Source organism: Sulfuricurvum sp., from assembly GCF_023250475.1.
GTDB lineage: Bacteria > Campylobacterota > Campylobacteria > Campylobacterales > Sulfurimonadaceae > Sulfuricurvum.
In genome coordinates, this window is sequence record NZ_JAHFAQ010000022.1 from 1,969 (window position 1) to 13,320 (window position 11,352).

Consider the following 11,352-nt stretch of genomic DNA (forward strand, 5'->3'; position numbering starts at 1 on the left):
GCCCTCTTTATCGGCTGTTCTGATTCGCGCGTCATCCCCGATCTTATCGTCCAATCCAGTCCCGGTGATCTTTTTGTCGTACGCAACGTCGGTAATTTCGTCGCCCCCTATAAACCGGATGAAGATTTTCACTCCACGGCGGCAGGGATAGAGTATGCGGTATTAGTATTAGAAGTATCCGAGATTATTATCTGCGGCCATTCTCACTGCGGCGCTATCGAAGCATTGTATAAATCATCCTGTGATACCTCAATGATTCATACGGCCAAATGGCTTACCCTCGGAGAAAAAGCCAAATCAATGGCCATGCTTGCATTGGGGGAGAATGCTTTGAGCGAAGAATTGCTTCGTGCAACCGAACGCCTCTCTATTATTACCCAAATCGAAAATCTCCTCACGTATCCGTATGTGAAAAGATTAGTCGAGGAAGAAAAATTGTTTATCCACGGATGGTATTACGATATTGAGACGGGTGCCATCGAATATTATGACCCCGATATCTATCAGTTCCGCCCGCTAAGTGAATTGGGAGAGTAAGCTTCTCTCCTACCAATCCAAATATAAAAAGAGCGATGAGAGAAAATAGTTGGTGATAAAAATCGCTACCGCAGAATAGACAACGGCGTAGATTGTCGATTGCCCTACTCCGCGTGCCCCTCCGCTTGTGTGATAGCCGATGTAGCTACCGATAGAACTGACGATAAATCCAAATACCGCCGCCTTAATGACGCCCGTCATAATGTCATTAAATTCACCCAACCGCATAAGGGTCTCTTGATAGGCAATCGGATTGATTCCCAAAACCCCTGTCGAAATAAAATAGGCCGAACTGATCGCGATAAAATCAAACCAAATAACCAGCAGCGGCAACGAAATAACGGTTGCAATGATACGCGGCGTAATAAGATACTCTTTGGAATTAACCCCCAAAATATCAATGGCATCAATCTGCTCTGATACGCGCATCGTCCCCAGCTCCGCCGCCATCGCACTGATCGAGCGGGAAATCAACATCAACGAAGCAAAAACAGGCCCTAACTCTTTGGTAATCGACAAAAAGATCGTATATCCGATAAACGTTTCCACTCCAAACTGATGAAAACCGCCATAAAGCTGTATCGCTTCAACCATTCCCGTAAAAAGCGCGGTAAGGGTAACAACCCCCATACATCCCAATCCGATCACTTCGATCTGTGTCAATACGATCTTATACCGTTTGAAAGCTAGCGGATAGAGTTTAAAAAGCTGTGATTGAAATAAAATAAACAGCCCGAACCGCTCAATCGTGTCAAATATCTGGACGAAAGGACGACCGATATAGCCTAAAAGTCTCTCTACCATCAAAATTTCCTTCTTTTCATCTGCTAAGTTTACCAAAATTTCGATTATGAGACGTGGCAAATTTCATAAGTTTCTCGCTACAATAAAGAATTAACTTTACCCAGGAGCTATTGGATGGCGGAAAAAGAGAAAGACGAGCACGCAACAGAAGAAGAAGGAAAGAAAAAATCGGGGAATATGCTCTTGATTATTATTATAGGCGTATTGGTGCTTATTCTAGTGATCGGAGGGATTGTTGCTTTCTTAATGATGGGGAACAATAGTGCAGAAGCGGAAGCTGCTCACGGCGCAAAAACTGAAGTAGCCGCAACACACTCTGCAGAAGCGGGACAAGCTGGAGAGAGCGGAGCTGAAGCACATTCCGGCGGAGGTGAAGTAAGCACAGAAGTGGGCATTATGTTCCCTCTCGAAAATTTTACCGTTAATCTTTTAAGCGAAAGCGGCCGCCGTTATCTTAAATGCGAAATGAATTTAGAAATGGATGGAAAAGAACTCTCTCCGGAACTTGAAGAGAAAAAAGCGGTTTTTCGCGATATTATTATCAGAATTCTGAGTTCTAAATCGCTTGAAGAGATTTCAACCGTCAAAGGGAAAGAAAAACTCAAAGAAGAGATTGTGCGTGATTTAAATTCGCGTCTCAAAGACGGAAAAGTCAAAAATGTCTACTTCACAGACTTCGTGGTGCAATGATCGGCATCGACCTCATCAAAACCGACCGCTTGAAACGTACTATAGAACGTTTCGGCGATCGTGCTATTCATAGAGTCCTCTCTCAAAACGATATTCATTTATACAAAAGCAATCAAAACTTTGCAGGTCTTTGGGCGGCTAAAGAGGCTTGTGCCAAAGCTTTAGGTTGCGGTATCGGAAGCGAATGCGGTTTTCACGATATTATCCTGTCCAAGACGCCTAAGGGTGCCCCTAAACTTTCCCTCTCCCCTCGTGTACGTGAGTATTTCGGTATTACCGATGCCTCCGTATCAATCACACATGATGGAGAATTTACCATTGCCGTTGTGGCATTAGAACAATTAAAAAAATAAGAGTATGACAAAAATGCAATCTCCCGAACTTATCAGTATCCAAAAATATGCTTCCAAACATCACATCAGTATTTTCAACGTGATCAAAAAAACGATGAACGGAGAACTTCCAACCGTTGTTAAAGAAGAAAACGGAAAAGAGGTGACCTATATCGTCCTCACTCCATCGACTCAGACTACTTCGGAAGAGAGTATTGAGATTGACTATAAAAAAGAGTATGAAGCGCTGCACAAAGAGTATTTGATTTTAAAAACCAAATATGAAAAGCTGCTTGAACGACAATCGTAACGTCGTTCACTCTTTCTTTTAATCTTTAAACTTATCGCGAATGAGAAGAAATTCTGAAATATTCTCCAAAAACAGTTTGGTGAGTTCCGGATCGAAGTGTTTTCCGCTTTCGTTTTGAAAATATTCTAATACCGTATCAAGTTCCCATGCTTCTTTGTAGACCCTTTTTGTCCCCAAGGCATCGAATACGTCGGCAATCGCAGTAATACGGCCGAATACATTGATCTCTTTCTCTTTAAGCCTTCTGGGATACCCGGAGCCGTCCCATTTTTCATGATGCTCGTATGAAATAATAGCCGCAGCTTTTAAAATCGGCCTCTCGGATTTTTTTAAAATATTAAATCCGATATCACAGTGACTGCGCATGACCTCCCACTCTCCATCGTCGAGTTTGCCGGGCTTTGTCAATATGCTATTGGGAATACCCACTTTGCCGATATCGTGCATCGGAGACGCCGCATACAGCAAATCGGCATCTTCTTCGCTCATCCCCGCTTTTATGGCAAGCAAACGTGAATATTCGGCAACGCGTTTGACATGATTGCCCGTCTCTTTGCTGCGGGTTTCTCCGATCTCACCCATTTTATAGATTACTTCGCGCTGCGTATCGACAATATCCTCTTGCAATAAAAGCAATTCCGTCACATCGTACTGAATACCCATGTATTCACGAATCTCTTCGTTTTTATCAAGAATCGGGACAATAATCGTATCCAAGAAAATACACTCTCCGGTTTTTGTACGATTTTTAATAATCCCTTTCCATATTCTTTTCTCTCGAATGGTATCCCACAGCTCTCGGTATGTCGAACTTGGAGTGGCCGCATCACGCAGCCGTTTGTGAGTCGAGCCGATAAGTTCATCTTTTGCATAGCCAGTTAAGTGCTCATGCGTATTGTTTAAATAGGTAATGACCCCTTTAGGATCGGTACGAATATACGAGGACGACTGTTCAATCGCTCTTTCATACTGAGCCAGCAGCGATATTTTCTCATTTAACGTCTGAGAGCTGTCTTGTAAATCTTTTTCCAGGAGCTCTTTGAGTTCTTCAAACTCGGTGATATCATGTCGAATCGCTATGTATTCAATGATTTCATTCTTTTCATTCTTCTGCGGAATGATTGTCGCATCGACGATATAAGCAGAGCCGTCTTTTTTCCTATTTTTTATCTTTCCGTGCCAAATTTTCCCCTCTTGAATGGTCTTCCACATCTCTTTAAATGTAGACGATGGCATATCCGGGTGGCGTACGATATTATGATGTTTACCCATCAGTTCGGCTAGAGAGTATCCGCTTAGCGCGATAAAAGCTTCATTGGCATACGTGATACGCCCTTTGGTATCAGTTTTGGATAACAGTGTTGTTTTATCGACAACCGACTTGTACTGATCAAGCAAAGCGATTGAATGCACATGTTTACGATAAAAGATTCCGATAATATAAAGAACAATGAGGACAGAGAAAAATTTTAGATACTGCTCGATATAAATTCTATTGATATCGCTCTCTTGGCGTTTTAAAACGACGTATCCGCTAAGTCTGTTTTGTGAATCTTTAACCGCCGCAAAAACACGTATGGTATTTGTTGAAATGGAGTTCATTCGATACAAAACGAATGATTCTTCATGAGCCAAATGAGGTTTTATCTCATTTTTAAACGGAATGAACGTATCTGACTTAAAATCTTTCGCTGCATACCAGCTGTACTGTGCATCAAAGCTTTCGTTCATTTTCCGGATAATGACATTGACATCAACCGTACCGCCGGTCGAAAAAGTCTTGACTTTGTCGTTATACTGAAGTTGTAAATCGTCAATTTTTTCTTGAAAATAGATTGATTTTTTGTATTCAAATTCTAGAAATAAAAATCCGATGGAGAAAAGAATTATAAGAAGAGCAATTTTATTAAAGATGATTCTTTGCATTGTTTTCCAATTTCATAAACATTAAAAGCAAAGACAACGAATGGCAACCCGACTATCTCCCGTGAGACCCGTAGCTTTCCGTCCCTGCCTCACAGCAGGTTTGGCTTTGAATTTTCATATATTTTTATTCTACTATTATAATTCTTAATAGATTTAAAATTGTTTATTGAAATAACGCCGTCTCAACCGCCCCCGACGAAATCGAGCAGTTCGATCGTATCACCCTCTTTTAAAACGGCAGTGCCCCATGCATCCTGTTTGACGATCTCCATGTTAAGCGCCGACGCCATTACCCTCTCTTGAAGACCGAGAGATTGAATAAGATCAAACATTGTTGTTCCCTCATTGAGTTCCCGTATTTCACCGTTTACTTTGATTTGCATACACTCTCCTACATTGACATTTTGATAAGTTGGGCGATTTGAAAGTTTTTCTTGGCAATCGCAAAATCGTATGCACTCGCCCCGTCGTTATTTTTTAGATGGGGATCGGCATGCGCTTTAAGTAAAAAATCAGCCACAGGTTCATTGCCGCTGAAAGCGGCCTGATGAAGCGGCGTAATGCCCTCATTATTGGCTAGATTTACATCGGCACGGTGCATTACGACAAAGGTCACAAGCTCCAAATCTTTTTTCTTGACGGCCAAAATAAGCGGCGTATTGCCCTGAAAATCCTGCGCATTTATATCAGCGCCGTTATCGAGTAAAAACTGCGATATTTTCAAATCACCCATTTTGATCGCGACATGAAGTGCGGTAAGTCCGGCACTGTTTTGTTCATCAACGGTTTTATGGGTACTCAGATAATTTCGAATTTTTCCGATATCACCCTCGTAAGCACCATCATGAAGCACTCCGGCAAAAGCGATGCTTACACTTAGAGATAAAGCTACCCATAAACGCATCAGCTACTCCTTGACGAACCGAATCATTTTAAACCGCTCTCCCATGAGAGAGGGGGTGATCAGAATTTTTACTTTTTCAAGTTCTTGAGCATAAATTTCATCCCCCGCATGCTCTTTAAGCATTGCAAGCAGATCCAAAATCCCCATTTTGATCAAAGCGACCAGTTGAGTGGAATACTCCGCACACGCTATCTCGGACTCTGCGTATGCATCTTTAACATGGGTAAAATTGACATCATAGGTGATATCGGTTTTACCGAAGGCTTCGGAGAGTCTTAATGCTTCATCGAAAAGAGGAAAGGTCTGATGTTCCTGATACACACGGATGGAAAAATCGCTCCGCGCCTGCAATTCCCCGTAATCAAAACTCATAAACTCAAATCTCTTCGAGCACTTCTTCATTGCTCTCGCAAACGATTCGTATCCTACTGCTATCTCACCGCGATCATGCTTATATTTTTCAGCCAATGCAGATATTTTAGGATCGTCAATATCGAAGAGTATCTCATGATTCTCTACCCGTGCGATTTTCCCTTTGTAAAAAAGTTCACACTCAAAAGCGTCAAAAATTTCATTCGCAATAAAAAATATCGATTCCTCATTCAGCTCTGACAAATCACTATAGTGTTCTAAAGTGACCGCGTCACCGAAGGATTCATTGAAATAAGAGGTTTGTGCCTCCTGAAGATTTTCAAACCGCTCAACGATCCCGAATCTGAGCGTCTCTAATAGCTCCGGGCGCAGCGTATGGATAAACTCGATGATATCGGCTAAGAGATAGCCGTGATGGGCACCGATCTCGCAAATCAGCGAATCGGTTTGTAAAAAACCATCATCGAGACGTGCAATAATATGTTTGGCAATCGTTCCACCGAAAAATTTCGACGTGCTTACGGCCGTATAAAAGTCCCCTTTTTTTCCGATAGGACGATACGAGGAATAATACCCCTCTTTACCGTAGAGCCAATCACTCATATACTCGCAAAATCGCACGCTACAGTGCCTTCATAGCATTTTCAAGGCGATTAAATCCTTCGTCAATGTCCCCTTTGGTAATCGTAAGCGGCGGGAGAAAGCGGAGCGTATTACGGCCGGCTTTGAGGACGATTACCCCCGCTTCACGTGCGGCATTGATGATTTTACCCAGAGTATCTGCATCAACCACGCGAAGTCCGCGCATCATCCCCAAACCGACATGCTCTAAAAAGATAGCCGGATGGGCACTCGCAAACTTCGCCAAAGCCGTTTCAAAATAGAGAAGATGTTCATCCAGCTCGCCGCTCTCTTTGATCTCGGTAAGGATATCCAGAACTTCGTTTGCCGCTGCCGTCGAAAGGTAGTTACCTCCGAATGTCGAACCGTGATCGCCGGGGGCGAAAATATCTTTTTTGCCGGTCATCACAACTCCGATCGGAACCCCTCCGCCGAGTCCTTTAGCCAGTGTAATCACATCCGGCTCGATTCCATAGAGATTGGAGGCTAAAAACTCACCCGTTCGGTAAATTCCCGTCTGAACTTCATCCACCATCAGCAAAACATCCCGTGATTTGAGCATTGCTGAGAGTGCTTGAACTTTGGCACGATCCTGCGGTTGGACTCCACCCTCTCCTTGGACCAATTCAATCATTACCGCGATGGTATGTTCATCAATCAGCGATTCGATTTCATCGATATTCTTGGCATACACAAATCCGTCCGGAAACGGACCGAAATAGTTGTGCATTGACTCTTGTCCTGTCGCTTTTAACGCAGTAATCGTACGTCCGTGAAACGAATGATCCAAAGTAATGATTTTATAACGCTTAGGCTGTCCGTCTACTTCACCGTATTTTCGGGCAATTTTGATCGCCCCCTCATTCGCCTCCGCACCGCTGTTGCCGAAAAAACATTTCATGTCATAACCGCTCAGTTGTACAATTCGACGGGCACATTCGGCTTGGGGTTGAATATAATAGAGATTGGAAACATGGATCACTTTGTTCACTTGATCACATATCGCTTTGCTCAGGCGCTCATTCGCATGTCCGACACTGCAAACAGCGATACCGGCGGCAAAATCGATATACTCTTTCCCCTCACTGTCAATCAAAACAGCATTTTTTCCTGCCGTAAAATTGATATTTTGGCGCCCGTACGTGGGCAATACATAGTTGTCAAAATTTTTAGTCATTTTTTAGTTACCTTTATTTTAGTTTCTTGATACACGGCACTCTCCCCCTCATAACTGAGGTGAGGCGGTGTTAATACATTTACATCAGGGGTACCTGAATAGATCAGAAGACAATCACGCCTTAGCCGCTCGTCATAACGTACTCTCATGTCGACGGTTCCCGAGGGTGATGCAAGTTGGACAATCTCATCCTCCGCAAACCCTGCTTCGGGATGAAAACAGACCCCCTCAGCTCTTTTAAACTGCGAATTGAGCCCTTTCGCATATTTTGAGGTAATGAGATAAAACCCCTCCTCCTGATCTATCTCTAAATCGATTTCATCCGCAAACGCAAACTCACCGTTTGAGAATCCGGTTTTATACGGAACATCAGGGATATCCCGATGATATCCTACCCCATCACGAACGTCGATTCGTTTTCGAAAAAAATCCAAATAATACGATTCACTCATCAACTCCACCCCAAAAGCTTCAGATAAACGGCTCGTCAGTGCGTATTCGCTAATACCTATTTCGTTTTCGACTATTTGCGGCATCTCCTGCAAGGTATAATCACCGTACGAACTGCGAAAGTCATTTTTTTCCAAAAATGTTTTTGCCGGTATCACCAGATCCGCTGCTTGCGAAGTTTCATTCTCATACAGTCCGAAATAGACGCTGAAACCTGCTAAATCAAATCCCCTTTTCACCCTCGTGGAGTTAGGCATCTGAGCCAAAGGATTGCCGCCTTGAACGAAAACACAATTATACTTCGAAAAATCAGCGGTTGGCTTACTAACGCGATGAGATATTGAAGCAAACGGCAAGGTAATACCTCTTAAAGAATCACCCAAATAGCTCACACCGCATCCGTTTTTTCCGAACAACCCCATAACAGCCCCGAAGCCGTCAATAGAACGAAGCACATCGGCGCCGTTTCGATATTTTTGAACACCGACACCGACGAGAATAGCACTTTTTTTCCCCTTCATGAGTTCCAGCATCGTTCCGATCTGTCCCAAAGTGACATCAATCGCATCGAGAGTCGCTTTAATCCTCACCGTTTGGGTCAGTTCATAAAAATCGTTGTATTCAGTCGCATGCTCTTCTAAAAACTCCTCATCATGCAACCCTTCGATAATCGCAAAGCGGCTTAGCAGCAATGCTAAATGGATATCGCAATGAGGTTTGATTTGGATATGCAGATCCGCTTTTTGTGCCATCGCTGTTTTTATCGGGTCAATGACAATAACGGTTTTTCCCTCTAAAAACGGTAAAAGATGCGAATGGGTCGTATGGGGATTTCGCCCCCAAAATATTATGACCTCACTCTCCTTGATCATCTGCGGTGACAATACTTCATTATATCCCCGTCCTAACAAAACACCCGCTTCTCCGGCGCCGTCACACAATGATCCCGATGTTCCGATCGCCTTGATAGAAGCAAAAAAATGTTCACACACTCTTTGCATAAGCGCTATGTTGCCACTTCCGCGGTAATAGAGGATATCCTCGTTTTTTGAGTTTTTCAATGCCTCAATCAGTACTTCGATCGCTCTTTCCATGGATATCTCTTCACCTCGAAGCTTCGGAGAGAGTATCCGTTCTTGTTCTGTAAAATGGTTAAGATTCGGGCATAAATAACCCCGTGTAACAGGGTGAGACTTATCTCCTTTAAGCTTTCCGCACTCATCAACAACAATACGGCAGGCATCATAACAATCCAGAGGACAGGCAGTTGTCTGATTCATCAGCTCAGCTTTTTACTCATAATTAATATACATACAAAGATTTTTTAACATCATAATCGCATTTTACACTTGAGACCCTTTAGATTTTAGTAAAAAAAACCCACGAATAGGATATCATTAAAGAATATAAATAATTTGAGGTCACTATGTCTCTTTTAGAACACGTCGATTCAGCAACCAACTTAGCAAGAAACAACGAAGTACAGCTTTTAGTTTTTAAAATTGATATAGCCGAAGAATCACCCTACTACGCCATCAATGTTTTCAAAACCCGTGAAGTAGTCGAAGCAAAACGTCACCATCTGACACAGATTCCCGGAGCCCATCCGCTTTTAGAAGGTACAATCGTTTTACGTGAACTCCAAATACCGATTTTGAATCTTCCGAAATGGCTTGGTTTCGAAATGGAAGAGAGTAAGAAAAAATCATCGAATCTCTTGATCTGTGATTTCAACGGAATTATTATAGGAATTCGGATTATGTTCGCTTACCGTGTCATCAAAAAGAACTGGAATGAGATGCACTCTCCGGATAGTTACCGATTAGGAGAAGATGGCCTTATTATTAATGATACAAGGCTTGATGACGGAAGTTTATGTTTAATTCTTGACTACGAAAAACTTTTAGCCGATGTCATCCCTCAAGCAATGGTGAATGTAGAGAATGCAACCAAAGCGCTCCAAAATATTACCGTTCCCGATAAACTCAAAAACGGTGTCGTTTTGATTGCCGAAGATTCCAAAACCGCGCAGCGCCATTTGCGACAAATTTTCGAGCATGCACACATCGGATATCAAATGTTTAACAATGGAAAAGATTTAGTTGAATTTGTTTCAAGACATCCGAATCCTGCCTCTATCCCGGCTATTATCACCGATATTGAAATGCCGGAGATGTCAGGATTTACCGTTCTTCAACTTCTCAAAGCCAATGCAGAAACCAAAGGGATTCCGATCATCGTCAACAGTTCTATGACGGGGGAAAACAATAAGCGTGAAGCGGCTAGTTTGGGAGCAGATGGTTTTATTGATAAAACAAAAAGTCAAAATATCTTATCATTGATTATAGAAAAAATGGGAGAGGCAAGTACAAAACTTCTCCCTAGATAAGGGAGGGAGAAAGAAGAAAGCGAATTATTCGACAACCGCCAAAACTTGACCTGCTTCGATTTTATCATTGACGTTTACATTGATTGATGTTACTTTTCCGTTGCGTGGAGCAACAACGTCGATCTCCATTTTCATCGCTTCAAGAATCATAATTTTATCGCCTGCATTGACACTGTCACCGACAGCAGCAACAAGTTTAAAGACTGAACCCGGAAGTTCTGCACAAATTGCGTTTGCATTGACAGCAGGAGCCGCCGGTGCAACCGGAGCCGCCACTGCAACCGGAGCCGCTGCGACCGGTGCTGCACTTTGAACGGTTGCATTGCCACCTACGATTTGTACATTGTATTGTTGTCCGTCCACGATTACTGTATAAGTACCATTTGCCATAATAAGATTCTCCTGTAGTGTTGATTGAATTGTTTCTGTTGCCGTTTTCGGGCTAATTTTTCGAACATTAACGGTTGCTTCCCCTTTGAGGAAGGCAATCCCTTTGACATCACATGAAGCGGCGATAAAAATATTTTCATCCGTCGCTTCAATTCCCTCGTCGCTCAGTTTTTTAGTCCAATACGCTATCGACTTTGTTTCATCACGATCGGCAATGTCAATTGCATTATCTGTGGTTGGTTCAAGTTTTAATTGCTCGTGAGCAATACGTACGACCTCAGGATCAGGTGCGGTAGGAGTTTTACCGAAGTAACCCAATACCATTTTTCCATAACCCGGAGCGATTTTTTTCCATGGTCCCATCAGAGCATTGTTAAGCGCTTGTTGAAAGTAAAACTGGGATACCGGAGTCACTGATGTGCCGTATCCCCCTTTCTCAACGACTTCACG

General features: G+C 42.8%; 13 protein-coding genes and 1 riboswitch. Of the genes, 5 read left to right on the forward strand and 8 right to left on the reverse strand.

What is annotated here, in order from left to right; genetic code table 11:
* Positions 1-537, forward strand: a 537-nt coding sequence (locus Q0C19_RS03655; RefSeq protein WP_295052883.1) for a carbonic anhydrase, incomplete at its 5' end; no start/stop codon positions are given.
* A 9-nt stretch (positions 538-546) separates the two neighbouring features.
* Here the strand turns inward: Q0C19_RS03655 and Q0C19_RS03660 are convergent.
* Positions 547-1,341 carry an ABC transporter permease gene (locus Q0C19_RS03660; protein ID WP_295052885.1) on the reverse strand — a complete coding sequence of 265 codons (795 nt, stop codon included), beginning with the start codon at positions 1,339-1,341 and terminating at the stop codon, positions 547-549.
* Between the two features lie 114 nt (positions 1,342-1,455).
* Between Q0C19_RS03660 and fliL the strand changes: the two genes are divergently transcribed.
* From fliL to Q0C19_RS03675, 3 genes are read left to right on the forward strand one after another with little or no spacing between them, the layout of a single operon-like run.
* The gene (gene fliL, locus Q0C19_RS03665) at positions 1,456-2,031 is read left to right on the forward strand and encodes a flagellar basal body-associated protein FliL (protein ID WP_295052887.1); all 576 of its coding nucleotides are present in this window, start codon (positions 1,456-1,458) and stop codon (positions 2,029-2,031) included.
* A complete protein-coding gene (gene acpS / locus Q0C19_RS03670) occupies positions 2,028-2,384 on the forward strand; it encodes a holo-ACP synthase (RefSeq protein WP_295052889.1) in 357 nt (118 codons plus the stop codon). The genes fliL and acpS overlap by 4 nt, the downstream gene beginning before the upstream one ends.
* Before the next feature lie 4 nt (positions 2,385-2,388).
* Positions 2,389-2,673 (forward strand): hypothetical protein, encoded by a 285-nt coding sequence (locus Q0C19_RS03675; RefSeq protein WP_295052891.1) that lies wholly within the window; start codon positions 2,389-2,391, stop codon positions 2,671-2,673.
* Between the two features lie 18 nt (positions 2,674-2,691).
* On the opposite strand, the gene Q0C19_RS03680 is transcribed toward Q0C19_RS03675, so the two are convergent.
* The 6 genes from Q0C19_RS03680 to Q0C19_RS03705 all read right to left on the reverse strand — a co-directional run bounded on the left by Q0C19_RS03680 (position 2,692) and on the right by Q0C19_RS03705 (position 9,403).
* Complete coding sequence (locus tag Q0C19_RS03680) at positions 2,692-4,599, reverse strand: HD domain-containing phosphohydrolase (protein WP_295052893.1); 1,908 nt, start codon at positions 4,597-4,599, stop codon at positions 2,692-2,694.
* 39 nt (positions 4,600-4,638) lie between these two features.
* A riboswitch (cyclic di-GMP riboswitch) is annotated at positions 4,639-4,714 on the reverse strand.
* A 67-nt stretch (positions 4,715-4,781) separates the two neighbouring features.
* Complete coding sequence (gene thiS / locus Q0C19_RS03685; protein WP_295052895.1) at positions 4,782-4,982, reverse strand: sulfur carrier protein ThiS; 201 nt, start codon at positions 4,980-4,982, stop codon at positions 4,782-4,784.
* Between the two features lie 8 nt (positions 4,983-4,990).
* Positions 4,991-5,503, reverse strand: coding sequence for an ankyrin repeat domain-containing protein (locus Q0C19_RS03690; RefSeq protein ID WP_295052896.1), 513 nt, complete (start codon positions 5,501-5,503; stop codon positions 4,991-4,993).
* Between the two features lie 3 nt (positions 5,504-5,506).
* Positions 5,507-6,496, reverse strand: coding sequence for an SAM-dependent methyltransferase (locus Q0C19_RS03695; RefSeq protein ID WP_295052898.1), 990 nt, complete (start codon positions 6,494-6,496; stop codon positions 5,507-5,509).
* A 1-nt stretch (position 6,497) separates the two neighbouring features.
* Positions 6,498-7,673 carry an aspartate aminotransferase family protein gene (locus tag Q0C19_RS03700; RefSeq protein WP_295052900.1) on the reverse strand — a complete coding sequence of 392 codons (1,176 nt, stop codon included), beginning with the start codon at positions 7,671-7,673 and terminating at the stop codon, positions 6,498-6,500.
* A complete protein-coding gene (locus Q0C19_RS03705) occupies positions 7,670-9,403 on the reverse strand; it encodes a molybdopterin-dependent oxidoreductase (protein WP_295052902.1) in 1,734 nt (577 codons plus the stop codon). Before Q0C19_RS03705 ends, Q0C19_RS03700 begins: the two co-directional genes overlap by 4 nt.
* Before the next feature lie 146 nt (positions 9,404-9,549).
* On the opposite strand from Q0C19_RS03705, the gene Q0C19_RS03710 reads away from it, so the two are divergent.
* Positions 9,550-10,512: a chemotaxis protein gene (locus Q0C19_RS03710; RefSeq protein ID WP_295052904.1), complete on the forward strand. Its 963-nt coding sequence runs from the start codon at positions 9,550-9,552 to the stop codon at positions 10,510-10,512.
* Between the two features lie 24 nt (positions 10,513-10,536).
* Here the strand turns inward: Q0C19_RS03710 and Q0C19_RS03715 are convergent.
* Positions 10,537-11,352, reverse strand: an 816-nt coding sequence (locus Q0C19_RS03715; protein ID WP_295052905.1) for a biotin/lipoyl-containing protein, incomplete at its 5' end; no start/stop codon positions are given.